The following is a 21,908-nucleotide window of genomic DNA, read 5'->3' on the forward strand; positions in this document are numbered from 1 at the left end:
GAGATTCACACAAAAGACAATAGCCCACGCCCCCGATGCAAAAAAACAAAAAGGTACCATCTGGGTTTCTTTTTCATGCCTCAGCGCTTGGCGGAGCGGCGCCAGACGCCCATTTTGCCGGCCTCGGCGATGAGCTGATCCCGGAAGTCCGGGTGGGCGATGGAGATGATCTTCTCCGCCCGCTCCCAGGTGGAGGCGCCCTTGATGTTCACCTTGCCGAATTCAGTGACCAGCCAGTGGGTGTTGGCCCGGGTGTCGGTGACGATGGAGCCGGGGTCCAGGGTGGGCTTGATGCGGCTCTCCAGCTGGCCGGTCTTTTTGTTCAGGAAGGTGGAGGAGCAGCAGATAAAGCTCTTTCCCCCCTTGGAGAGGTAGGCCCCCATAACGAAGTCCAGCTGTCCGCCGGCGCCGCTGATGTGCCGCACCCCCGCAGACTCGGCGTTGACCTGTCCGAAGAGGTCCACGTCCACCGCGTTGTTAATGGACATGAACCGGTCCAGCTGGGCCACCACCCGGACGTCGTTGGTGTAGTCCACCGGGGCGGACATACAGGCCGGGTTGTCGTTGAGGTAGTCGTACAGCTTCTGGCTTCCGGCGGCAAAGGCGTAGGTCTGGCGGCAGCGGTCAATGGTCTTGCACACGCCGGACAGCTTTCCCGCCAAGGCCATATCCACAAAGCCGTCCACGTACATCTCGGTATGGACCCCCAGGTCCTTTAAATCGGACTGGGCGATGAGGGAGCCCACCGCGTTGGGCATCCCGCCGATCCCCAGCTGGAGGCAGGCCCCATCGGGGATCTCCTCCACAATGAGCTTGGCCACCGCCTGATCCACCTCGCTGGCGGGTCCGCCGGAGGGCAGGCAGCCGATGGGGGAGGTGTGCTCCACAATCATGGACACCTGATCCATGTGGATGCAGTCCTCCTTGCCCCCCAGGCAGCGGGGGATGTTGGGGTTGACCTCCACAATGATAACCTCAGAGCGCTCACACACGGCGGCCATGTGTGAGGCGCTGGGGCCGAAGCTGAAATAGCCGTGGGCGTCCATGGGGGCCACCTGGAACATGGCCACATGGATGGGGGCCACATTGTCCCGATAGTACCGGGGCAGCTCGGAATAGCGGATAGGAGCATAAAACGTGGCCCCGCCGGCAATCATTTTCCGTTCCACACCGGACATGTGCCACGAGTTCCAAGTAAAATGCTCCGCCACGTCAGGGACGGACATCACCGCCGGCTTGTGGAAGAGAATTCCACCCCGGATCTTCACGTCGGTAAGCTCCTGGTACCGCTTGGCCAGGGCCTGATCCAGGGCCTCCGGCGTGGTGGTACACCACCCGAAGTCCACCCAATCCCCGGACTGTACAACTTTGACCGCCTCCTCCGGAGTGGTCAGCTTGCTTTGGTACTGCTCCATGTAAGTCATATTGCCACACCTCTATTGTCTATTTTTTAACAATGTGAGCTTATTATAGCACTGTGAAGCGGCCTTGGCAAGGTGGAATGGGAGAAATGCCGGGACCCCCCGGGGCGCCCCTGCGGGGGGATTTGTGCTCGCCGCACGGGCCGCCTGCGCGGCGGGCGCCAGGGTCCTTTCCCGAAAGGACCCTGGACACAAAGGGCCAGAGGGGGGCTAACCCCCCTCTGGACTCCCCTATACGATAAGCCCACCCGACGCACCGCGCCGGATTTCTGCCATGCCGATGTGTCAGTCTGGCACTCCCCGTAATTTCAGCGCAAAGTCTCCAGCCAGACCTGGTTTTCTGTGCCGAGCCTCTCTGGTCGGCCCGGGGGAACGGCAGGCAGGGAACAAACCCCCGGGCCGACCAGGGAGGCCCGGCACTTCTATTGTAACGTAAGCGCAAGACCCCAGCTGGGGGCTGCGTTGACCGCCAGATTATCAGAACGCCGAGGTAGCGGTGGCGGCGCGGTGCGCCGCCTGGGCCCCCGCGCTGGGGGAGTCCAGAGGGGGGATAATCCCCCCTCTGGCCCTTTGGGTCCAGGGCCCTTTCGGGAAAGGGCCCTGGCGCCCGCTGCGTAAGCGGCCCGCCCGGCGAGGGCAATCCCCCCGCAGGGGCCGCCCCCAAGGATCCCCTTACACGTTAAACCGGAACAGGACGATATCCCCATCTTTCATGACATAATCCTTCCCCTCGGAGCGGACCAGCCCTTTCTCCCGGGCGGCGGCCATGGTCCCGTGGGCCTTCAGGTCGTCAAAGTTGACCACTTCGGCCCGGATAAAACCACGCTCAAAGTCAGTGTGGATTTTACCGGCGGCCTGGGGGGCCTTCGTTCCCTTGGTGATGGTCCAGGCCCGGCACTCGTCCTCCCCGCTGGTGAGGAAGGAGATGAGGCCCAGCAGGGCATAGGAGGCTTTAATCAGCCGGTCCAGGCCGGACTCGGCAATGCCCAGGTCGTCCAGGAACATAGCCTTCTCCTCGCCGTCCAGCTCGGCGATCTCCGCCTCCAGCTTGGCACAGACGGGGATGACCTGGGCCCCCTCGTTCTCGGCGATGGCCGCCACCTGCTGGTAGTAGGGCACGCCCTGGTAGTGGGAGAAGCCCTCCTCATCCAGGTTGGCGGCGTAGATGATGGGCTTCAGGCTGAGCAGCTCGCAGTCCGGGTACTCCGCAGCGATGTCGATCTCATAGGTCCGGGCGGACTTGCCGTCGTTGAGCCACGCCCGCAGGCCCTGGAAGACCTCTACCTCCTGGAGGAACTTCTTGTCCCCCTTGGCGGCCTTCTGGGCCTTGTCAATGCGGCGGTCCACCATCTCCAGGTCGGCCATGATCAGCTCAATGTCAATGATGCCGATATCCCGCTCCGGGTCGGTGGAGCCCTCCACATGGATCACGTTGCTGTCATCAAAGCAGCGGACCACATGGACAATGGCGTCGGTGGCCCGGATGTTGCCCAGAAACTTGTTGCCCAGCCCCTCTCCCTTGCTGGCTCCCTTCACCAGGCCGGCAATGTCCACAAACTCGATGACGGCGGGCGTGGTCTTCTTGGGCTGGTAGAAGTCGGACAGCCAGTCCAGGCGGCTGTCCGGCACCGCCACCACCCCCACGTTGGGGTCAATGGTGCAGAAGGGGTAGTTGGCGCTCTCCGCGCCGGCGTTGGTAATGGCGTTGAACAGGGTGGATTTGCCCACGTTGGGCAGGCCCACAATGCCGAGTTTCATATCAAAAACGTCCTTTCGGTGTGCAGCGATTGGGACAGGCCCAATCCTCATAGAATCGAACCCTATTATAGCCGAAGGCCGGGAAAAAGACAAGAATCCGCAGCTGATACCGGTGAAAATTTTGCGCCCTTAAAACACCAGCGCGCCCTCGCCCCCCATCAGCCGGGTCATCTCCTCCAGGCGGTCCAGGGGGAAGGGGGGCAGGCACAGGGGCTTCATGGCGATGGACATCAGCTTCATCGGATTGTCGTCCGCCGCCACCCGGTTGGAGCTGAGGGCCCCGCACCGGCGGCAGCGGTGGATAATGGCCCACTCGCCGCTCTTGCGCACCCAGACGGCCACCGGCTCCATCAGGCCCCCGCAGTCCGCCGCCCGGTCCCCCGGCTCGATGTCCACGTGCAGGCTTACCAGACAGTTGGGACAGTGGTTGCGGTGATCGCTGCCCGCCCCCGCCGGCACAACCGGCCGGCCGCAGCTCTTGCAGGTAAAGCTGTCGCTGCAGGGGTGGGTTTTATAGTAGCCTTTTTCGTATTTTTTCCGTTTATTTTCTCGGTTCATGGTCTGATTGTTCTCCTTAACACAGCATTCTCCATTCCTCGCTCTGTCAGGACAACTTCCCGCGTCATCTCAATGGGCGCCGGGGAAACAAAAAGACAGCCCCCGGCTGTCCTGTCCATACCATTTCCCTGTTGTTACGCGGTCAAACCGCCCCGCCCGGCGCATACGGCCCCCACAGCGGGGCCCGCCCAGGCGGAGAGGGTGGATCGGTCTCGTAACTGTCCGCAGATCGGTACGGCAAAACAGCCCATTTCGGTTCCGAGGAACCCAAATGCGCTCGTCCTGACACTCACTTATCTGCAAACAGCCGTCATCCACACACCTCCTGGTCATATTTTGCTCAGGATACCCCATCGCGCGGGATTTGTCAAGAGGGAATCGCCGCCCTCTCTTTTCCCTTTGTGTTGATAGAACGTTGTCAATGGATCACTTTATAGCGCAGCCTGAGGTATGAATCCTCCAAAACCACGCATTCCTGCAATTTCAACACCCCTAATTGCGTTAACTCACGTTCTGACAGCAAGGATGTTCCGTCAATCAGGGTGGAGGTGTCCTTGCCGCCGATTAAAACAGGAGCAACAACAATATCAATATAATCCAACAGTTTTTCCCGAAGAAACCGTCCGTTTAATGTACCACCGCTTTGTACGGTAATCCGCTGGCATCCAAATTCCGACTTGAGCTTTGCAAGCGCGTCCACCAAGGACAACCCGCTTTGGCAGATGATATGAAGGTTGTCCTCATCCACCTGAAAGGCCGGATGAGCCGCATTGGATGTAATCAGCACAAATTCTTTTGACAGGGCACAAAAATAGCGAATACCGTGTTCGTTCAAATGGCTGTTGTCAATCACCACAAAGGAAACAGGCGTCTTGTTTGGTATTTTCTTCGTGTTAACGCCCATCTTCTCCTGTACTCTGCCGGAGTTAAGCGCCCACAGGTCCGTCGTCTGCTCGATTTCATAATATTGATGCAGGCCCTCCCTCACGCCCGCAATGTTAGGAAAATCTTTATCCATATCCAACTGGTCCGTTGCTCCAGTGCTGATCTTCCCGTCAACCGACATAAGCATAAACAGCGTCACAATTGGTCTATCCACTTTATTCCTATCCCTCCAAATTAAGTTTTGTCATCCTGATTATATCACGGCGGATTCCCGGCTTCAAGCCGCGATTCGTAAAATCGCTGGGACATTTGCAAGCCGGGGGCCGGTTTGTTATAATGCCCTTATCGCCACAGGCGGAACAAATGACAGGAGGGAAGGCAGTATGCTGTATTTTGACAGCGACTATAGGGAGGGGGCCCATCCGGAGCTCCTGGCCCGGCTGGGGGAGGAGAATTGGGAGCCCATGCCGGGCTACAGCGAAGACCCCATCTGTGAGCGGGCCCGGGAGAAAATCCGCGCGGCCTGCGGCTGTCCGGAGGGGGAGATCTATTTTCTCACCGGGGGCACCCAGACAAACGCCGTGGTAATCCGCGCCCTGCTCCGGCTGTACGAGGGGGTTATCGCTGCGGACACCGGCCACATCGCCACCCACGAGGCCGGGGCCATTGAGGCCGGCGGGCACAAGGTAATCCCCCTGCCGGAGCACGCCGGCAAGCTGGACCCCGGGGAGGTGGCGGACTGCCTGGCCGCCTTCCAGGCGGATCCCAACCGGGCCCACACCGTCAAGCCCGGCATGGTCTATCTCTCCCATCCCACCGAGTACGGCGCCCTCTACACCCGGGAGGAACTGGAGGCCCTTCATCAGGTGTGCCAAAGCTATCATGTGCCCCTCTATCTGGACGGGGCCCGGCTGGGGTACGCCCTGGCCGTCCCCGGGAGCGATGTGACCCTCCCCGTGCTGGCCCAGACCTGCGACGTGTTCTACATCGGCGGCACCAAGGTGGGGGCCATGTTTGGAGAGGCGGTGGTCTTTCCCCGCCCCCTGGCGGACCAGTTCTTTACTGTTATGAAGCAGAGCGGCGCCCTGCTGGCCAAGGGCCGTTATCTGGGGATTCAGTTTGACGCCCTCTTCTCCAATGACCTCTACCTCCGGTGCGGGCAAGCGGGCATCCAGGCGGCGGACCGGCTGCGGGCGGCCTTCCGCCGGAAGGGATACCAGTTCTATGTGGACTCCCCCACCAACCAGCTCTTTGTCGTCTTGGACCGCCGGCGGCTGGCCGCCCTCCGGGACAAGGTCTCCTTCGCCCACTGGCGCGCTCTGGATGATGGCCGCGCCGTGGTCCGCTTCGCCACCAGCTGGGCCACCCGGCCCCAGGATGTGGACGCCCTCATCGCCCTGCTGTAGCGCCGGACGCGGTATGCGTTGATCCGGCGGGGAGGCTTTGATAGAATAGGGGAGAATCAGACAAGGGGGAGGGCTGTGGATGAACAAAACGGAGCTGCTGGACAAGCTGGCCCGGGACGGGGAGGAGCGGCTTGTGCTGGCCCGGGCGCTGGACAAGCTGAACACCGCCCAGCGGAAGAATATCCCCGCCTATACCGGCTTTCTCTCCCCGGCGGAGCGCTCCGGTGTGGAGCGGCTCATCGCCGCCGCCCAGTACCCCCGCCACCTGTTCTGGGGCGGCTTTCCCCAGGCGGAGCGGACGGTGTGCGTCTTCCTCCCCGACTGGCAGGAGGAGGAAGAGTTCCTCGCCCTAGGGGAGGAGGGGCCCCTGTCCGCCCTGCGGTGTACCTTTCCCCGGGGAAGCGGGCTCACCCACCGGGATTTTCTAGGGGCCATTCTGGGCCAGGGGATCACCCGGGAGAAAATCGGCGACCTTCTGGTGGGGGAGGACCGCTGCGATATCATCGTCCTGCGGGAGCTGGAGGACTATCTCCGCCTCAATCTCACCAGCGCCGGCCGGGTCTCCCTGAAGGTAAGCCCCCTCCCTCTCAGCGAAATTCAGGTTCCCCAGCAGAGGGTGTCCCTCGTCCGGGACACCGTGGCCGCGCCCCGGCTGGACGCGGTGGCGGCCAGCGCCTTCTCCCTCTCCCGGGGGAAAGCGGCGGACCTCATCTCCGCCGGCCGGCTGCTGCTCAACTACCGGGAGTGTACCAAGCCGGACCGCGCCGTGGCGGAAGGAGACGTGCTCTCCTGCCGTGGGCTGGGCAAGTGCAGCGTGAAGCGGCTGGGGGGCCGGACCAAAAAAGGCCGCCTGCTGCTGGAATTGGAGCGTTACAGGTAAAAACGGCAGTCTGCCGGAAAGAAGGGATTTTTTGAACATCACCCAGGCCCAGATCGACCGCATCAATGCCCTGGCCAAGAAGGCCAGGACCCCCCAGGGGCTTACCCCGGAGGAGACGGCGGAGCGGGACGCCCTCCGCCAGGCCTATGTCGCCTCCGTCCGGGCCAATCTGGCGGGCCAGCTGGACAACACCTATATTGTAGGGCTGGACGGCGCCAGGCGGCGCCTCACCCGCAAGGACCCGTAGGGGCGGGCGCCTGCCCGCGGCAAACAGAGAGGAGCGAGTTGTATGTCCTTTTTTACTGAAAATACCTTAGAAAAGCGGCTGGCCCGGGTAGACGCCGCCATTGCCCTCACCCAGGGCGACCGGGTCCCCTTCGCCCCCAAGGTGGGCATGGCCTACGCCCAGGCCGCCGGTATCGACCGGTACGAGGCCCTCAGCGACGCCCGCCTGCTCAAGCCGGGGGTGGAGGCTTTCCTCCAGCGGTATGAGTGCGATATCTTCTGGGGCGGGTCCAGCTACCCCTCCCCGGTGCTGGAGACCTTGGGCACCACCGCCATCCGCTGGCCCGGGGCCACCTGCGGCCTGCCCCTGGACCAGGGGTTTCAGATTGTGGACGAGACCTATATGGAGGAGGAGGAGTACGACGAATTCCTTCGGGACCCCTCCCACTTCTTTCTGACCAAGGTTTTCCCCCGGCGGCACAAGAAGCTGGCCGGTCTGGCCAAGGCCAGCTTTCAGGACGTGGTGGAGTTCGGCCACTACGCCTCCATGGCCGTCTTCGCCGACCCGGAGGTCCGCCAGGCCCTGCTTACGTTAATGTTCGCCGGGGAACAGGCCGCCGCCTGGCAGCGCAGCGGCGCGGTCCTGCGGGAGGCCGCCCTGGCCTGCCAGACCCCCCTGGGCTCCCTGGCGGGACAGAACGCCCCCTACGACATGCTGGCCGACAACATCCGGGGCTTCCTCAACGTGCCGATGGACATTTTCGAAATCCCGGACAAGGTGAAGGCCGCCATTGACGTGATGACGGATTTCGCCCTGAAAAACGTGCGGCGGATGAAAGAATTCGGGTCCAAGTACTGCTTTATCCCCCTCCACGGCGGCACCGACGACTTTATGAGCAACGACACCTATCGGGAATTCTACTGGCCCTCCCTGCGCCGGGTGATGGAGGAGATCATCGCCTGCGGCATGATCCCCTACGTCTTCTGCGAGGGCAAGTACGACAGCCGGCTGGAGATCCTTGGGGAGGTCCCCAGGGGCAAGGTCATCTATATGTTCGAGCAGGTGGACATTGCCCGGGCCAAGGCCGTTTTGGGGAATACCGCCTGCATCTGCGGCAACCTGCCCACCGCCCTGCTCCTCTACGGCAAGCCGGCGGAGGTGGCGGACGAGACCAAGCGCCTGCTGGACGCCTGCGCCCCCGGCGGCGGTTTTCTCATGGACTGCTCCATCGTGCTGGACCACTACAAGGAGGAGAACATGGACGCCTGGTTCGACACCACCCTTCAATACGGAAAATATTAGCATAATAAAAGCGGCCGGCGCACGATTAGGTGCGCCGGCCGCTTTATTAGGCGCACCGGATATTTCGCCCCAAAAATCCGCTAAATTCCGTGCAGTTCGATGTATTTTTTAATATACCGGCCCAAAAGGTCCAGATAGGGTTTATTGTCCCCCTCGATGGCCGCCGCAAAGGGCGCGGCCCGCCGCCGGATCCGCTCCGCGTCCTTCAAAACAGCCGCCTCCAGCTCCTCGTCGCTCTGAAAGCAGGCGCTTGGATCCGTCAGCCCTTCATCCAGCATGATCTCATCCAGCAGATGCTCCATCATATCCTCTGCCCGCAGGATCACGGGCGGCATCTGGAACATCTCCTTCGCCACATCCAGCTTGAGATAGCCGATTTTTGGCGAATAGACGATATCGAAGTCGGGATGTTCCTCGATATAGGACCGAAATCCCTTCAAAACCGCGTCGATCTCCTGTTTTTCCTCTGGTGTAAAGATCATTGTACCTCTCCTCTCTATAGTTCCTTCTGCTGCATAAAAGGTCTACCCCCAGGGCCATTCCCGGCAGTCAGGCCGTCACCTCTGCTCTTTAAGGTATTAAATACAATATTATACACTATAATAAAGGATACAATACCATAAGTCAAGCGGGATGGAGGATATAATATCGTATTATGACAGTATATACGATATGAAATAAAAAGGGGGTGGTGTGATGTATGAGGAATTTACCCAGGAGCGTATTGCGCAGCTCAGGATGCAGCGGGAAGTATCCGCCCGTGATATGTCTTTATCGCTTGGGCAGAATAGCAGTTATATCAATCAAATTGAAAACAAAAGAGCACTGCCCTCTTTGCAGGGATTGTTCTACATCTGCGAATATTTCGGCATTACGCCACAACAGTTTTTTGATGAGGAAACTGTGTACCCGGCACAGCTTGCAGAACTGATAGAGGATTTGAAGAAGCTGGATTCTGGGACACTGGAACATGTTTCAGCGTTGGTAAAACGGTTTTATTAAACTGCTTCACTTTCAACAGAATTTTATTGATTTGCGTAATTTTTCTGCTATGCTCTAGAGCATGGGGTGATACTATGACTACATTAGCAGATCGAATTCGGGATATCATTTCAGAAAACCAACTCAAGCAAAAAGACTTTGCCAGCAGCATCAATGTCTCAGAAAGCTATATCTCTCAACTCCTTCACGGCGCCAGCGGCCTGTCCAACTCCACTGCTACTCTCATTGCGGAACGATATGGCTATTCCCTCGCCTGGATTTTGGATGGCGAAGAACCAAAAATAAGCCAAAAAAGCAAGTCCCACACCCTGGCCCCTCTCCAGAGGAAGATTATCTCCGAAATTGAACAGATGGACGAGGCAGACCTCATCGCCGTAAAAATTTTTATCCGTTCGATGGGTGAATATAAAGCAGAGCTTGGGCTGCTTGTTAATCGTGACCCTGTAAGCCGGTGAAGGCGCAGGCTGCGCGCTGGGTATCCGCATTCACCGTTTTCTCATCTACCTATTGTTGAAAAAGTGGGGTGAGGCAATGCAATTCGACAGTAATGCAGTTGGGAGGACAATACGCCGTCTTCGAAACAAGAAGGGTATGTCACAGGATGTTTTAAGCGGATTTGCCAGAATTGCACGAACTCACCTGACGATGATCGAGAACGGGAATAAGAAAGCAAATTTTGAAACGCTGTGGAAAATTGCGAATGCACTGGACTTACGTCCCAGCGAGCTTGTCGCCTTGATCGAGGCTGAAATAGAGCGGAACTGTTGATACCGGTGAGCTCATTGTATCTCTCCTCGAAAACAGAGCGTTTCAGCCAACCGGTTGTAGGGTGGGATGGTTCCGGCCCGCCGCATCTGCAAGAGAAAGAAGCACGAAACTCGTGGATTTCATACGGGTCTCGTGCTTTTGTCTTGTCTGATAACCCCAGCGCACCTCCTTAAATACCCCTCAATCAACATATAATAATATGTATTATACATGATTAAATAGTTAAAATCAATACGTAGTATTATATGTGTAGTACGCTTTACAAAAAAGGGGGACCGGCTTTGAAAAGCGTAATAGAGCTATTTCGGGAGCTTCGTGAAGATCATGATTATTCACAGCGCGATATCGCGGCAGTTTTAGGCATTTCCCAACAGCATTATTCCAAATATGAAACCGGTGAATATGAGCTTCCGCTGCGGCATTTTATCACATTGGCGGAATACTATGGCGTTTCCGCCGATTATCTGATTGGCCGGCGCTCCTATGACGAAAAGAGGCCGTTAGAAATAACTTATGTTACCCGTGATTGTTCCTGTGGAAACTTGGTGCGGGACATTCTTTCCTTGAGCGAGCATGGACGGCAATCTGTTGTAGAATATGTCGCGCTTCAAAAATTACGTGAGAACCTGTAAGGCGGCTGATCCAGATGAGGACGACTTACAAAAATTAGATCTATTTATTGATTAGATATTAAGAAGCTATAGCCGTCCTTTTCACAAATTGATGATAAAAACATGAATTGTATTTTATATTTATGATTATATCATTAATTTATATAAGATCAAGTGTAATTTTAATGATTATATCATCATATCTCTGTGCGAATTAAGGCTATAATGTCTGATAAGTCACGGAGGTGTACGATGGAAGCAAATGAACGGTATGAGGTGTTTCTGCGCCGCCGTATTTCAGAGCTGCTTGCACAGCGGGGAATATCAGAGCATCGGATGAGTTTGGAGCTGGGAAAAAGCGGCTCTTACATTCGAGCGATTACAAATGGATTGGCGTTGCCTTCGGTCAAGGAATTATTTAACATTATCACTTATTTTGAAATTGGACCGGCAAAGTTTTTCGAGGGGCTGGACGATGATAATTCTTTGCGCGCCAGTCTCTGTAATAAGTTGCAGGAATTAGACGAGGACGATTTGCAGAAATTGGCTCTGTTTATTGATTGGATTCAGAAGCCCTAGGGGCGGTCCGCGTCCACCGCCGCAAAAAAGGAAAAAGCACGAAACCCGTTTAAAATCCGCGGGTTTCGTGCTTTTTGCCTTGTCTGAAACTGGACTCAGCGCATTTCCTTTTCAAAATACTCGCCGGTTTTGGGGCCCAGGCTGCCCCTGCGGCCAGTCCAGATGAGGACGATGATGGTCATGACATAGGGGATCATCTGAAAATACTGATAAGGGGCGCCGGATATGGCGATCTGCATCCGCAGCTGGAAGGCGTCGGACAGGCCGAAGAGCACAGAGGCGGCCAGCACCCCCAGGGGAGACCACCGGCCGAAGGAGACCGCCGCCAGGGCGATCCACCCCTTGCCGCTGCTCATGTCCTCCACAAAGGTGTTAATATTGCCGATGGACAGGGCCACGCCCCCGATGGCCGCCAGGGTGGAGGAGAGGACAGTGGCGAGATAGCGGGTCTTGACCACCTTCACCCCCAAAGAGTTGGCGGCGCTGGAGTTCTCCCCGCAGGCCCGCAGGTTGGTGCCTGCCATGGTGTGATACAAAAACACATGGGTCACAGCCACCATGGCGAAGGCGAAGTAGACCAGCACATTATGCCCGAACAGGATCACGCCCAGCACGGGGATATCCCGGAGCAGGGGGATGCCGTCCGGAGAAAAACCGTTGACCTTTACCGTTGTGGTCGTTGTGGCGAAGATGGCCCGGAACACATAGGCGGTGATGCCGGTACAGAAAATGTTGATCCCCGTGCCCACTACGGCCTGGTTGGCCCCGAAGGTCAGAGAAAACACCGCCATAATCAGGCCCAGAAACACTCCCGCGGCGATGCCCAGCAGCAGTCCCAGCCAGGGGCTCTGGGTGTAGTGGGAGCCGATGACTCCGGCCAGCGCGCCGGTGAGCATACAGCCCTCCAGGCTGATATTGAGCACGCCGGACCGGCTGGCGTAGACGCCCCCCAGGGCGGCCATTAAAATGGGGGCGGACAGGCGGATGGCCTGGGCCGCCAGGTTGATGAGATACTCAGCCATGGGCCGCTTCCCCCTCTCCCCGCTTTGGCTTGATATAGCGGATCCGGTAGCGAACAAAGAAGCTGCTCCCCAGGGCGAAGAGCACCACCATGCCCTGGAGCACGCTGGACAGGTTGTTGGGCACGCTGCACGCGGTCTGCATGGCGTTGCTGCCCACCTTCAGCGCCGCGAAGAGCAGCGCGGACAGGAGAATCAGCAGAGGGTTCTGCCTGCCGATGAGGGCCACAGGGATGGCGTCCCAGCCGTAGTTGGCGGAAATCCCCTCCATCAGCCGGTGCTGTACCGCGCCGATCTCCAGACAGCCGGCCAGCCCGGCCAGCGCACCGCTGATGGCCATGGCCAGGATCTGGAGCTTCACCACGTCGTACCCCGCGTACCGTGCGGCGTGGATATTGCTGCCGGTGGCCCGGAATTTGTAGCCCAGGGCGGTGTGGAACAGGACCACGTAGGCCGCCGCGGCCAGCGCCACCGCCCCCGCGAAGCCCCAGTGGAGCCGGGTGCCCTGGATCAGGGTGGGGATATACAGGGACTTGTCGATCATGGCCGTCTGGGGCAGGGTGCCGTTGGGATCCTTGAGCACGCTGTTGAGCAGCCGGCTCAGCCACAGGGCGGCCACGTAGTTGAGCATAATATTGATGATGGACTCGCTCACCCCGAATTTAGCCTTCATCGTGGCGGGAAAGCCGCAGTAGACTGCCCCCGCCGCCATGGCGGCCAGCATAGCCAGCGCCGTGGTGAGCACCGGCCCGGCGGGGACATAGAGGTAGACCACCGTACCTGCGATCATGCCCATAATGAACTGCCCCTCGCCCCCCATGTTGAACATACCGGTGCGGTAGCCGATGGCGATGCCCAGGCTGATCAGCAGCAGCGGGGTCATGCGCAGCAGGGTTTCGCTCAGGCGGTAGGTACTGCCAAAGGCCCCCTTGAACAGAGCTCCGTAGGCCTCCAGGGGGCTGACCCCAATGGCGGCAATAAACAGGCCGGCAATGAGGAATGCCAGCAGAATGGCGGCCAGCATGGCTCCGGCGGAGCGGATGACTCCGGCCCGGCCCGCCAGCGCGGCGCGTTTTTCAAGTTTCAGCATGGTCTCCCTCCTCCGTGCGCACGCCGGCCATCAGCAGGCCGAGGCGGTCCATGTCCCGTCCGTCCACCCCGCCCAGAATGGCTCCCTCATAGATGACCTCAATCCGGTCGGACAGGGTGAGGATCTCCTCCAGCTCGGTGGAGATGAGCAGCACCGCCACCCCCTGGGCCTTGGCCCGCTCGATGCAGGTCCACATATATTCCACCGCGCCGATGTCCAGGCCCCGGGTGGGCTGGGTGGCGATGAGGAGCTTGGGCTTACGCTCCAGCTCCCGGGCGAAAATGACCTTTTGCTGGTTGCCGCCCGACAGCAGCTTCACCGGCTGGGTGGAGCTGCTGGCCCGGATGTCATATCCCTCCATCAGCCGCCGGGCGTTGTCCCGGATGCTCCGCCGGGAGAAAATCCCTTTGCGGGTAAAGGCCCCGGTAGTCTGAAGGATCAGGTTGTCCTCAATGCTGAACTCCCCCAGAAGCCCGTCCTTGATCCGGTCCTCCGGGATGTAGGACACCCCCTCGTCCAGAATGGCGCGGACGGATCGGCCGGCGCAGTCCCGGCCGTTGATTTGGATAGATCCCTTCTGTACAGGCAGCAGGCCCACAATGGCCCGGGCCAGCTCCCGCTGGCCGTTGCCGTCCACTCCGGCGATGCCCAGCACCTCGCCGGCCCGGACGCGGAGGGAGAGCCCCTGGAGCTTCTCCACCCCGTCCACCGTACAGTGAAGATTCTTCACCTCCAGCACCACGCCGCCGATCTGGTTTTCCTGGCGCTGGATGTCCAGCAGCACCTCGTGGCCCACCATCATCTGGGCCAGCTGGGCCTGGGTCACGCCGGCGGTCTGGACGGTGCCTGCCAGCTTTCCCCGGCGCAGGACGGTGACCCGGTCAGTGACCGCCAGGACCTCCTCCAGCTTATGGGTGATGATAATGATAGAGATGCCTCCCTGGGCCAGGCTGCGCAGGCTGTCAAAGAGATCCTCAGTCTCCTGGGGAGTGAGCACGGCGGTGGGCTCGTCCAAAATGAGGATATCCGCTTTCCGGTACAAAGCCTTGACAATCTCCACCCGCTCCTGCTCCCCCACGGACAGGGCGGACACCTTGGCCTTTGGGTCGATGATCAGCTTGTATTTCTCGCTCAGGGCGGCCAGCTCCCCCTCCACCTGGGACAGATTGGTCCAGAACCGGTCCTTGATGCCCAAGAGCATATTCTGGGCCACGGTGAAGTTATTCACCAGCATGAAGTGCTGGTGGACCATGCCGATGCCGTGGGCGATGGCGTCCCCGGGGGAGCGGATTTCCACAGGCTGTCCGTTGACCCGGACGCTTCCCTCGTCACAGCCGTAGATGCCGTAAAGGATGTTCATCAGGGTGGTCTTTCCCGCGCCGTTCTCCCCCAGCAGGGCGTGGATCTCCCCCTTTTTCAGGGAGAAGTCTACGTGGTCGTTAGCGCAGAACGGGCCAAAGCGCTTGGTAATGCCCTTCATCTCAACGCTGTACATCGCAATCCCCTCTTAGTCTCAGCACGGTGTGCGCCATGCGCCGCCCGATATCCACGGCGCCCGCGCAGCCCGGCTCGTCCTCCTGGGCGCCCTGGCGGTCCCGGTTGCCGGTCCAGATCTTGGGCCCAGTGTAGAAGCCGGCGGACCCCCCGATGACCACCATTCCCCTGGCCAAAAACATGCTGATAATGGCGCTGGTGGTCATCTCCTGACCGCCGTTGCGGGTCCCCGCCACGCTCAGGGCCGCGCCCACCTTGCGGTTCATATTTTCCGCGGGGAACCGGTTGCGCCACACCCGCATCCGGTTGAAGAACATGATGGACTCCGGCGTGGGGTTGAAGGAATAGACCGGAGAGCCGAAGATTACCCCGTCCGCCGCCAGGAATTTCTCCAGCAGCACAGGCATGTCGTCCTCCAGAACGCAGGCGTCCCTGCGCATACAGGCGTCGCAGTGGACGCAGGGGAGAATTTTGTAGTCCTTGAAGGACACAAAGTCTGTCGTAATCGCGCCGCTGGTCTGTTCCGCCGCCTCCAGGGCCAGCTTCACCGCAAATTCCGTGGCCTGGTGCCGCGGACTGGCTGAAATGCCGAGAATTCTTGCCATTGCTCCCTCCAAAAAACAAGGGGGCATGGGAGCGCGCCCCATACCCCCGGGATAAGTTCAATCCAGGTTCTTACTCGTTGGGGCGGCCGAAAGCAGAGTAGTCGCAGGGCAGCTGCGCGTTGAGCTTGCCGGCGGACATGTCCGCCACCAGCTGCTCCACAAAGGCCTTGTCCTCGCTGCTCAGGGCGTCCGCTTTGTCGTGATAGGGGGCATAGCTCATAACGCCGTTGGCCACGGTGCCCATGGTGATCCCGCCCGTAAAGGTGCCTGCCATCACCTGGTCAATGGGGATACGGAAGGCGGCGGGGAAGTCGATGACGCAGCTGGTGAGCATGAACTCAGGGGCGTCGTCATACTGGTCCCTGGTGTTGCCGATGAGCATCAGTCCGGAGTCAGTCCCCTGCTCGTAGGTGGCCTCGATGATGCCGGCGGAGCCCTGGTTGGCGTTGGACTGGATCACGTCGGCCCCCTGCTCAAACATAGTCAGGGCCAGCTCCTTGGCCTTGGCGGTGTCGTTGTAGCTGCCCACGTAGGCGGACAGGACGTTGATGTCCGCTCTGGCGTACTTGGCCCCCGCCTCGTAGCCGTAGAGCACGTCGGAGGTGGTGGGCACCTCCACCGCGCCGATCCAGCCGATGGTGCCGGACTTGCTGGCCAGGGCGGCGATGGCGCCGGCGATAAAGGCGTTTTCGTCGGAGGCGTTGCGGATGGAGGCCAGGTTGTCCCCGGATACCTCGCCGTTGTAGACGAAGAACTTGATGTCCGGATAGCCGGCGGCCACGGCGGTCATGGCGTCGTCAAACTGGGAGCCGTGGGCCATAATCAGGTTGTAGCCCTGCTCACAGAAGTCCCGGATGGTGGCTTCCATGTCAGCGGCCTGGACGTTTTCGATATAAGTCCACTCAAACCCCAGCTCGTCGGCATTGGCCTTGAGGCCGTTGTACCCGTTGGCGTTCCAGCTGGCGTCGGTGATGGAGCCGTTGAGGATCAGCGCCACCTTCAGATCCCCGGCGGCGATGGCGCCCCCGGCAGACTGGCTGGGCTGGGGGGTATCCGGCCCGGCGGGGGACGCGCTGGGGCCGGCCTTCTCCCCGGAGCAGCCGGCCAGCAGGCCCGCGGCCATTACCAGGGCAATGGCAAGAGAGGTCCATCGTTTCTGCTTCATATTGAAATCCTCCTTTTGTCTGTGATTGTGAACATCCAAGCCGCTGCCCGCGGGGTTCAGCTGGCAAAGAACCTGTTAAAGGCGGGATCCAGTACCGGGTTGTGGGTCATGTAGCCAATGGCCATCTCCCGGTTGGTCATCTCCATAAAGGTGTCAGCCATCTCCTTGGTGAAGGCGCCGCACAGCTCCAGGGCGCCGTAGCCCTCCTGGTACAGCCGCTCCACCACAGGCTTGGCCTCCTCAAAGCTGCCCACGGTGTAGATGCTGGTGCGCATCCCCCCGTGCTCAAAGGTGGCGGTGTGTTCGGGGAGATAGTCCCCCATAAAAATGAATCCATAGCGTTTCATTGTGATACGTTCCCCTTTCTGTGTCGTCAGCGGCTGCACTCCAAGGTGCAGCACAGGTAATCCAGCATACTCTCAATCTGAACGTTTGGCTTTTTCACGCTGACCGCCCCGTGGGTGATGCTGGGGTGGAGGGCCATGACCTCTTCCAGCAGGCGGGCCGTGATCTTCTGGATCAGGTGGTAATGCTCCTCACAAATCACCCGCCGGGTGGTATGGAAGACGTCGGTAATGCTCAAAGAGGAGTCCATCCGGTCGGTCTCGAACATAGGGGACATATCGTAGTCCACCGCCACATCAACCCGGTATTCCTGACCAATCTCCCGCTCCTCCGGGGAGCCGTGGTGCCCCCACAGGCGCATGTTCTTTAGGGTGATACGGTTGATCTTCTCCGGCGCGCCGTCGCTGCTGACGGTGACGGCCACATAGTCCAGCATACAGGGGAAGACCACAAACTGCTTGCGGATGGTCACCACCGCATGGTCCGCCTTGGGATAAGCGCGTACCAGCTCATTGGCGATGTCCCGGGCCGCAGGCTGGAGCAGGTTGTAGTGCTTGGCGTCAAACATCTTTTTAATGGTGGCGTCCACGTCGTAGTAGCTGATGCCGTCGGGAATCTCGTCAGTTTCAATCTGGCGCTCCATGTCGTACCACACGTCGCAGTCCACGCGGTACTTCTCCCCGTGGAGGATGTTGAGCCGCTTTTCCCCGTGGTGGCCCCACATCTCAATCCCCTGTGCGCTGAGCAGGCCCATCTTTGCCATAGTATTCCCCCTTTTTCTCAGGCGCCCGCAGAAGTGTGGCGCCTTTATCTGTTTCAAATTAAGAAACAGTATTTCTTAAACTGCATTTATCATAGCACGTTCCCGCCCACTGCGCAAGTGCTTTCGGCTTAATCCACAAAAGTTTTCCCATCACTCCAAAATTCGTTGGTCAGTTTTGTTCATTTTGCCTTGTCATATAATGGCTTTGCCGCATTGCATTTTTACCGCCTTATTGCTATAATAGGGCTTGTTATGTCCGCGGAACCGCCCTGTTTTGCGGGTGATTCCTGCGGATTTGCCGCAGACAGAGACTATGAACCTGGAGGGACACGAATGGGGGCCAATTCTCGCGTTAAATCTTTGGAGTCCGCCCTGCACGTCCTCAATGCCATCCCGGAGGACAGCAGCATCTCCGTCACACAGCTCAGCAAGGACACCGGGCTGTCCAAAAGCACGGTATGTAAAATTCTGGCCACCTACTGCGACTACGGCTTCGTGGCCCAGGATCCCGCCAGCAAGCTGTTCAGCCTGGGCCCCATGCTCATCACCAAGGGGCAGCGGGCCCTGAAAAACGTCAACCTCCGGCAGGTCATCCGCCCATACCTGAAGTACCTGTCTGGGAAATTTAATGAAAACTCCATGCTTATGACCCAGTACGGCAACGCCGCCCTCATCTCGGAGTACTGCGAGGCAGAGGTTCCGGTCCGCCTGGCCATGCGCCTGTCCCAGGTCCACGAGCTCTACTATGGCGCAGCCCCCAAGGTGATTTTGGCTAACAAAAAGCCCGAGGAGCAGGCCGCCCTCATCGACAGCATGGTCTTCGTCAAGCACACCCCGGCCACGATTACCTCCAAGGAGGCTTTGTATGAGGTCCTGACCCACATCCGTGAGACTGGGTTCTGCTACAGCGGGGGCGAGTTCGACAGCAGCGGCGTGGGCATCGCCGTACCTATCTGGGACGGCGCCAAGACAGTGGCAGGTGGCATGGCCATGAACATCCCTGTGTTCCGGGTGAGCGAGGAACGCCTGGTGGAGATGATCGCGGAGATGAAGCGCTGTGCCGTCCAGGTGTCCGAGGCCCTGGGGGCTGACCCCGGCGAGATTGCCCAGATGATCCACCTGGACCAGAGCATTCACATCGACATCAACTTACCCCAGGCATAGAGAAAAACAGCAGGGCCGGGCGTCTGCATATGCAGACGCCCGGCCTTAAAACCGATAAAAATATTCGCTGATTCCCGATCTTAATCGGAGATACAGGGGTTTTCCATAAACTCCACAAACACACCGTCCGGGTCGCGCAGGAAGAAGTACCGGTTGCCCAGGCCTCCGTCCATCACGTCCACATCGGTACACAGACCGCTGGCGCGCAGGTGTGCCAGGGCGTCGTCCAGGTTTTTCACCCGGAAGGCCAGGTGCTTGAGGCCAATCTGGGGCAGGTCCTCCTCAATGGCCTCCCCATCCCGGGCGTAGTGGCTGCCCACTGTGTCCGGGGCGGGGATGGGCTGAGCGAAGTGGAACAGCTCAATGCACTTGCCCTCCTGGTTCTTCATCATACAGGCGTCCATCCCCCGGGGGATGTAGCTCCAGCGCCGCAGAATGGAAAAGCCCAGCGCGGTGTAGAAACGGATACTCCGCTCCAGGTCCGCCGCGGTAATGCTCATGTGGTCAAAATAAAACATCGTTTCCTGCCTCCCATTTTTTGAAGGGCCGTTCCCTCCGCTATGTCTCTGACACATTGGAGTATCTACTATATTACCTAAAAATCAGCTTGAAATCAAGTAAATTGAGGACGGCAGAAGAAGCCCTTCTGGAAGACCGCTTCCGGCTAAATGTAGGCAAGTGTAGGCAAAATACCGTTTTCCAGCCGAAAAACGCCCCTGGATAGGAAGTATTCTGACGCAGCAGCTCCACTGTGTGTTGGTATTTCCTTCCCATAATATACACCCCCTGATGTAGTCTTATTTTTCTGCATCAGGGGGCTTTTGTCTATTGTCCGTTTTTACTGGAGCGGCACACCGGCGCCCCCCGCGGGACTCCCGAAGGACGGCCCGAAAGACTCTGCCTTGACGCTTGTAATTTGAAAAAAATATGATATACTGGATGTTGTTCCATACGTCCCACGCCCGCTGGTCCCACCGGCGGGCGTGGATCGTCGTACAGACAGGGCAGCGTCTGTGCAATCTATTGAAAAAGGACTCGAAACACATGACATTCCAAGAACTTGGCCTGATTCCGCCCATCCTGGGGGCGCTGGCCGCACTGGGCTATGAACAGCCCTCCCCCATCCAGGAAAAGGCCATCCCGCCGGCCCTCACAGGGCGGGACGTACTGGGCTGCGCCCAGACCGGCACCGGCAAGACCTGTGCCTTTGCGGCGCCTATTCTCCAGCGGCTCCACGCCGCGCCGGTGAAGGGCCGCCCCATCCGGGCGCTGATCCTCACCCCCACCCGGGAGCTGGCCCTTCAGATTCAGGAGAGCTTTGAGGCTTACGGCAAGGACCTGCCGCTGCGCTCCACCGTAATTTTCGGCGGCGTGGGACAGGCCCCCCAGGTGGACCGCCTCAGGCGGGGGGTGGATATTCTGGTGGCCACCCCGGGCCGTCTGGCGGACCTGTACCAGCAGAAGCTGCTGGACTTCTCCCGGCTGGAGATCCTGGTGCTGGACGAGGCGGACCGGATGCTGGACATGGGCTTTATCCATGATGTGAAAAAGATCCTCAAGTGGCTCCCCCGCCAAAAGCAGACCCTCTTCTTCTCCGCCACCATGCCTCCAGAGGTTGCCGGCCTGGTGGACCAGCTCCTCCGCGACCCAGCGCGGGTGGCGGTGGATCCGGTGTCCTCCCCGGTGGAAGTCATCGACCAGAAGCTGTACTATGTGGACCGGGGCAACAAGACCAAGCTGCTGGCCTCCCTCCTGGTGGCCGGAGACGTGAGGAATGCCCTGGTCTTCACCCGCACCAAGCACGGGGCCAACAAGGTGGCCGGCGATCTGCAAAAGGGGGGCATTACCGCCGCCGCCATCCACGGCAACAAGAGCCAGACCGCCCGGCAGCAGGCCCTGTCCGACTTCAAACGGGGCAAGATCAAGGTGCTGGTGGCCACGGACATCGCCGCCCGGGGGCTGGATATTGAAGAGCTGTCCCATGTCTTCAACTATAACCTGCCGGATGTACCGGAGACCTATGTCCACCGCATCGGCCGCACCGGCCGGGCGGGCCGCGGGGGCACCGCCGTCTCCTTCTGCGACATCAACGAGAAGGGGGATCTGAGGGCGATTGAAACGCTGTTGGGCCGGCCCGTCCCTGTGGTGGAGGACCATCCCTGGCCCATGGAGGTGCTGGAGCCCACCCCCCGTGATAAGAAGGGCCGTCTGATCAATCCCGAGGACGCCGAGGCCCGGGCTGCCGCCCGGGAGCGCAAGAGCCAGCGCCGGGCCGCCCAGGTTCAGCCCCCCGCGCCGCCTCAGGCCGCCCCCCAGGGCCGGAAGGAGACCCCCGCCGTCCCCCCCTCCGCTGCCAAAAAGCGGGGCCGGGGCCACCGGGCCAGCGCCACTTTGGAGGAGGCTTTGACCGCCACCGCCCCCGCGCAGCCGGCCCGGCCCGCGGCGGACTCCATGCGCCACCGGGACCCCCTGGCAGGAGACACTATTCTGGACGCCACCGCCCGCCTGCTGGCTCCCCGGCCCCGGATGTTCCAAAAGCCAGCCCCCAAGGCGGAGCCTCCCCGTTCCAAACAGAAAAAGCCCGCCGGCCGCAGGGCTCAGAGCCAGGCGCAGCCCCAGAGCGCCTCCAAGCCCAGCCGGTCCGCTCCCTCCAAAAGCGGCCGGGAGCCCACCGCCCTGGAGGTCCTGGGCGGCGGTAAACACAAGAGAAAGAACCGGCGCACCGGCGGCGGTCCCAGAGAGGTGGAGCTGCGCACTGGCAGCGTGAAGGACTCCACCGAGCTCTCCGCCAGCCTTATGAAGCCCTATTACCTCAGCGATGAATAGACGCGCAAACAAGCGGGACGGATCCTTCTCCGTCCCGCTTT

General features: G+C 59.8%; 23 protein-coding genes. 10 read left to right on the forward strand and 13 right to left on the reverse strand.

The genetic code is table 11. The features are described 5' to 3' along the window. Positions 1-80: 80 nt before the first annotated feature. From D1159_RS00990 to D1159_RS01005, 4 genes are all read right to left on the reverse strand, one after another. Positions 81-1,424, reverse strand: a complete 1,344-nt coding sequence (locus D1159_RS00990; protein WP_161843827.1) for a butyryl-CoA:acetate CoA-transferase — start codon at positions 1,422-1,424, stop codon at positions 81-83. Between the two features lie 669 nt (positions 1,425-2,093). Further along, positions 2,094-3,179 (reverse strand): redox-regulated ATPase YchF, encoded by a 1,086-nt coding sequence (gene ychF / locus D1159_RS00995; RefSeq protein WP_161843828.1) that lies wholly within the window; start codon positions 3,177-3,179, stop codon positions 2,094-2,096. A gap of 129 nt (positions 3,180-3,308) precedes the next feature. After that, a complete protein-coding gene (locus D1159_RS01000; protein ID WP_161843829.1) occupies positions 3,309-3,737 on the reverse strand; it encodes an RNHCP domain-containing protein in 429 nt (142 codons plus the stop codon). Positions 3,738-4,155: 418 nt separating this feature from the next. Then, a complete protein-coding gene (locus D1159_RS01005) occupies positions 4,156-4,836 on the reverse strand; it encodes a dihydrofolate reductase family protein (RefSeq protein WP_161843830.1) in 681 nt (226 codons plus the stop codon). Positions 4,837-5,005: 169 nt separating this feature from the next. Here D1159_RS01005 and D1159_RS01010 point away from each other — a divergent pair, with 169 nt between their 5' ends. From D1159_RS01010 to D1159_RS01025, 4 genes are all read left to right on the forward strand, one after another. Continuing rightward, entirely contained in the window at positions 5,006-6,028 is a 1,023-nt protein-coding gene (locus tag D1159_RS01010; RefSeq protein ID WP_161843831.1) for a beta-eliminating lyase-related protein, read from the forward strand. Between the two features lie 79 nt (positions 6,029-6,107). Next, positions 6,108-6,908, forward strand: coding sequence for a YlmH/Sll1252 family protein (locus D1159_RS01015; protein WP_161843832.1), 801 nt, complete (start codon positions 6,108-6,110; stop codon positions 6,906-6,908). A 37-nt stretch (positions 6,909-6,945) separates the two neighbouring features. Then, positions 6,946-7,155 (forward strand): DUF896 domain-containing protein, encoded by a 210-nt coding sequence (locus D1159_RS01020; protein ID WP_161843873.1) that lies wholly within the window; start codon positions 6,946-6,948, stop codon positions 7,153-7,155. A 42-nt stretch (positions 7,156-7,197) separates the two neighbouring features. Then, on the forward strand, positions 7,198-8,436 hold the full coding sequence (locus D1159_RS01025; protein ID WP_161843833.1) for a uroporphyrinogen decarboxylase family protein: 1,239 nt from the start codon (positions 7,198-7,200) through the stop codon (positions 8,434-8,436). An 80-nt stretch (positions 8,437-8,516) separates the two neighbouring features. Here the strand turns inward: D1159_RS01025 and D1159_RS01030 are convergent, their stop codons facing one another. Beyond that, positions 8,517-8,918 carry a hypothetical protein gene (locus tag D1159_RS01030; RefSeq protein ID WP_161843834.1) on the reverse strand — a complete coding sequence of 134 codons (402 nt, stop codon included), beginning with the start codon at positions 8,916-8,918 and terminating at the stop codon, positions 8,517-8,519. A 214-nt stretch (positions 8,919-9,132) separates the two neighbouring features. Between D1159_RS01030 and D1159_RS01035 the strand changes: the two genes are divergently transcribed. The 4 genes from D1159_RS01035 to D1159_RS01055 all read left to right on the forward strand — a co-directional run bounded on the left by D1159_RS01035 (position 9,133) and on the right by D1159_RS01055 (position 11,396). Then, a complete protein-coding gene (locus D1159_RS01035; protein ID WP_161843835.1) occupies positions 9,133-9,438 on the forward strand; it encodes a helix-turn-helix transcriptional regulator in 306 nt (101 codons plus the stop codon). Positions 9,439-9,512: 74 nt separating this feature from the next. Continuing rightward, complete coding sequence (locus D1159_RS01040) at positions 9,513-9,893, forward strand: helix-turn-helix transcriptional regulator (protein ID WP_161843836.1); 381 nt, start codon at positions 9,513-9,515, stop codon at positions 9,891-9,893. Positions 9,894-10,487: 594 nt separating this feature from the next. Further along, the gene (locus tag D1159_RS01050) at positions 10,488-10,838 is read left to right on the forward strand and encodes a helix-turn-helix transcriptional regulator (protein ID WP_243152038.1); all 351 of its coding nucleotides are present in this window, start codon (positions 10,488-10,490) and stop codon (positions 10,836-10,838) included. Positions 10,839-11,069: 231 nt separating this feature from the next. After that, positions 11,070-11,396 (forward strand): helix-turn-helix transcriptional regulator, encoded by a 327-nt coding sequence (locus D1159_RS01055; RefSeq protein ID WP_161843839.1) that lies wholly within the window; start codon positions 11,070-11,072, stop codon positions 11,394-11,396. A 95-nt stretch (positions 11,397-11,491) separates the two neighbouring features. On the opposite strand, the gene D1159_RS01060 is transcribed toward D1159_RS01055, so the two are convergent. From D1159_RS01060 to D1159_RS01090, 7 genes are all read right to left on the reverse strand, one after another. Further along, positions 11,492-12,418 carry an ABC transporter permease gene (locus D1159_RS01060; RefSeq protein WP_161843840.1) on the reverse strand — a complete coding sequence of 309 codons (927 nt, stop codon included), beginning with the start codon at positions 12,416-12,418 and terminating at the stop codon, positions 11,492-11,494. Continuing rightward, positions 12,411-13,505 carry an ABC transporter permease gene (locus D1159_RS01065; protein WP_161843841.1) on the reverse strand — a complete coding sequence of 365 codons (1,095 nt, stop codon included), beginning with the start codon at positions 13,503-13,505 and terminating at the stop codon, positions 12,411-12,413. The genes D1159_RS01060 and D1159_RS01065 overlap by 8 nt, the downstream gene beginning before the upstream one ends. Beyond that, positions 13,492-15,000 (reverse strand): ABC transporter ATP-binding protein, encoded by a 1,509-nt coding sequence (locus D1159_RS01070; protein ID WP_161843842.1) that lies wholly within the window; start codon positions 14,998-15,000, stop codon positions 13,492-13,494. The genes D1159_RS01065 and D1159_RS01070 overlap by 14 nt, the downstream gene beginning before the upstream one ends. After that, positions 14,987-15,604, reverse strand: coding sequence for a flavodoxin family protein (locus D1159_RS01075; RefSeq protein ID WP_161843843.1), 618 nt, complete (start codon positions 15,602-15,604; stop codon positions 14,987-14,989). Before D1159_RS01075 ends, D1159_RS01070 begins: the two co-directional genes overlap by 14 nt. 70 nt (positions 15,605-15,674) lie before the next feature. Beyond that, on the reverse strand, positions 15,675-16,769 hold the full coding sequence (locus D1159_RS01080) for a BMP family protein (protein WP_161843844.1): 1,095 nt from the start codon (positions 16,767-16,769) through the stop codon (positions 15,675-15,677). 56 nt (positions 16,770-16,825) lie between these two features. Beyond that, positions 16,826-17,116, reverse strand: coding sequence for a DUF6506 family protein (locus D1159_RS01085; protein WP_161843845.1), 291 nt, complete (start codon positions 17,114-17,116; stop codon positions 16,826-16,828). A 26-nt stretch (positions 17,117-17,142) separates the two neighbouring features. Then, positions 17,143-17,877 carry a dihydroneopterin aldolase gene (locus tag D1159_RS01090; RefSeq protein WP_161843846.1) on the reverse strand — a complete coding sequence of 245 codons (735 nt, stop codon included), beginning with the start codon at positions 17,875-17,877 and terminating at the stop codon, positions 17,143-17,145. A gap of 333 nt (positions 17,878-18,210) precedes the next feature. Between D1159_RS01090 and D1159_RS01095 the strand changes: the two genes are divergently transcribed. Beyond that, positions 18,211-19,041: an IclR family transcriptional regulator gene (locus D1159_RS01095; RefSeq protein WP_161843847.1), complete on the forward strand. Its 831-nt coding sequence runs from the start codon at positions 18,211-18,213 to the stop codon at positions 19,039-19,041. An 80-nt stretch (positions 19,042-19,121) separates the two neighbouring features. Here the strand turns inward: D1159_RS01095 and D1159_RS01100 are convergent, their stop codons facing one another. Further along, positions 19,122-19,559, reverse strand: coding sequence for a VOC family protein (locus D1159_RS01100; protein WP_161843848.1), 438 nt, complete (start codon positions 19,557-19,559; stop codon positions 19,122-19,124). Positions 19,560-20,085: 526 nt separating this feature from the next. Here D1159_RS01100 and D1159_RS01105 point away from each other — a divergent pair. Further along, positions 20,086-21,867 (forward strand): DEAD/DEAH box helicase, encoded by a 1,782-nt coding sequence (locus D1159_RS01105; RefSeq protein ID WP_161843849.1) that lies wholly within the window; start codon positions 20,086-20,088, stop codon positions 21,865-21,867. Positions 21,868-21,908: the final 41 nt, after the last annotated feature.

It is taken from the genome of Pseudoflavonifractor sp. 524-17, from assembly GCF_009935845.1.
Lineage (GTDB): Bacteria > Bacillota > Clostridia > Oscillospirales > Oscillospiraceae > Pseudoflavonifractor_A.

Excerpts from the sequence above, each read along its gene's own strand:
- D1159_RS00990 (WP_161843827.1), bottom strand. The coding sequence starts at position 1,424 with ATGACTTACATGGAGCAGTACCAAAGCAAGCTGACCACTCCGGAGGAG.
- ychF (WP_161843828.1), bottom strand. The coding sequence starts at position 3,179 with ATGAAACTCGGCATTGTGGGCCTGCCCAACGTGGGCAAATCCACCCTG.
- D1159_RS01000 (WP_161843829.1), bottom strand. The coding sequence starts at position 3,737 with ATGAACCGAGAAAATAAACGGAAAAAATACGAAAAAGGCTACTATAAA.
- D1159_RS01010 (WP_161843831.1), top strand. The coding sequence starts at position 5,006 with ATGCTGTATTTTGACAGCGACTATAGGGAGGGGGCCCATCCGGAGCTC.
- D1159_RS01015 (WP_161843832.1), top strand. The coding sequence starts at position 6,108 with ATGAACAAAACGGAGCTGCTGGACAAGCTGGCCCGGGACGGGGAGGAG.
- D1159_RS01025 (WP_161843833.1), top strand. The coding sequence starts at position 7,198 with ATGTCCTTTTTTACTGAAAATACCTTAGAAAAGCGGCTGGCCCGGGTA.
- D1159_RS01030 (WP_161843834.1), bottom strand. The coding sequence starts at position 8,918 with ATGATCTTTACACCAGAGGAAAAACAGGAGATCGACGCGGTTTTGAAG.
- D1159_RS01035 (WP_161843835.1), top strand. The coding sequence starts at position 9,133 with ATGTATGAGGAATTTACCCAGGAGCGTATTGCGCAGCTCAGGATGCAG.
- D1159_RS01040 (WP_161843836.1), top strand. The coding sequence starts at position 9,513 with ATGACTACATTAGCAGATCGAATTCGGGATATCATTTCAGAAAACCAA.
- D1159_RS01055 (WP_161843839.1), top strand. The coding sequence starts at position 11,070 with ATGGAAGCAAATGAACGGTATGAGGTGTTTCTGCGCCGCCGTATTTCA.
- D1159_RS01060 (WP_161843840.1), bottom strand. The coding sequence starts at position 12,418 with ATGGCTGAGTATCTCATCAACCTGGCGGCCCAGGCCATCCGCCTGTCC.
- D1159_RS01065 (WP_161843841.1), bottom strand. The coding sequence starts at position 13,505 with ATGCTGAAACTTGAAAAACGCGCCGCGCTGGCGGGCCGGGCCGGAGTC.
- D1159_RS01070 (WP_161843842.1), bottom strand. The coding sequence starts at position 15,000 with ATGTACAGCGTTGAGATGAAGGGCATTACCAAGCGCTTTGGCCCGTTC.
- D1159_RS01075 (WP_161843843.1), bottom strand. The coding sequence starts at position 15,604 with ATGGCAAGAATTCTCGGCATTTCAGCCAGTCCGCGGCACCAGGCCACG.
- D1159_RS01080 (WP_161843844.1), bottom strand. The coding sequence starts at position 16,769 with ATGAAGCAGAAACGATGGACCTCTCTTGCCATTGCCCTGGTAATGGCC.
- D1159_RS01085 (WP_161843845.1), bottom strand. The coding sequence starts at position 17,116 with ATGAAACGCTATGGATTCATTTTTATGGGGGACTATCTCCCCGAACAC.
- D1159_RS01090 (WP_161843846.1), bottom strand. The coding sequence starts at position 17,877 with ATGGCAAAGATGGGCCTGCTCAGCGCACAGGGGATTGAGATGTGGGGC.
- D1159_RS01095 (WP_161843847.1), top strand. The coding sequence starts at position 18,211 with ATGGGGGCCAATTCTCGCGTTAAATCTTTGGAGTCCGCCCTGCACGTC.
- D1159_RS01100 (WP_161843848.1), bottom strand. The coding sequence starts at position 19,559 with ATGTTTTATTTTGACCACATGAGCATTACCGCGGCGGACCTGGAGCGG.
- D1159_RS01105 (WP_161843849.1), top strand. The coding sequence starts at position 20,086 with ATGACATTCCAAGAACTTGGCCTGATTCCGCCCATCCTGGGGGCGCTG.